The following is an 827-nucleotide window of genomic DNA, read 5'->3' on the forward strand; positions in this document are numbered from 1 at the left end:
GGCCACATTCCCATGAACACCTTGTTGGACCAGGCTGCCACCGACTTCGCCGCCGCCGTGAACAGCGAAGAAGGCCAGGAAGGCACCATGGCGTTCGTACAAAAACGCCCGGCGTCCTGGAACTCCCCAAGCTGAGCCGATACACCGTAGGAGGCTGCTTGCAGGCGAACCGATGTGGCAGATCCGTCACCGATGGTTCGCTTGCAAGCAAGCTCCTACAGGAAAGCATTTTCAACCGGAACACCGGTAAGGAATCACAATGAGCTTTGAAAAAATCCTGATTGCCAACCGTGGCGAGATTGCCTGCCGGGTCATCGCCACCGCCCAATCCCTGGGCTACCGGACCGTGGCAGTCTATTCCGAGCCGGATGCCGGTGCCCGTCATGTGCAACTGGCTGACGAAGCCGTCTGCATCGGCCCAGCCCTGGCCAGCGCCTCCTACCTGAACATGGACGCCCTGCTCGCCGCCTGCCAACAAACCGGCGCCGATGCGGTACATCCCGGTTACGGCTTCCTGTCCGAGAACGCCGCCTTCTCCAAGGCATGCAAAGAGGCGGGCATCACTTTTATCGGCCCTGATGAAGACGCCATTCAACTGATGGGTTCCAAACGGCTTTCCAAGATCGCCATGCAGAACGCTGGCGTGCCGTGTATCCCCGGCTATCAGGGTGAAGAGCAAAGTGATGAGCGCCTACAGCAGGAAGCAGAGCGCATCGGCCTGCCGTTGATGATCAAGGCCAGCGCCGGCGGTGGTGGCCGGGGCATGCGCGTGGTTACCGACGCCAGTGATATCAGCGCTCAGCTGAAAAGTGCCCGCCAGGAAGCGA

Annotated in this window: 1 protein-coding gene; it reads left to right on the forward strand. The window is 60.6% G+C overall.

Annotation, left to right across the window (positions count from 1 at the left end; genetic code table 11):
* Positions 1 to 259 precede the first annotated feature (259 nt).
* The coding region (locus tag A3754_RS04050) for a biotin carboxylase N-terminal domain-containing protein (RefSeq protein ID WP_304439802.1) at positions 260 to 827 on the forward strand (568 nt) is incomplete at its 3' end.

Source organism: Alcanivorax sp. HI0083 (assembly GCF_001635175.1).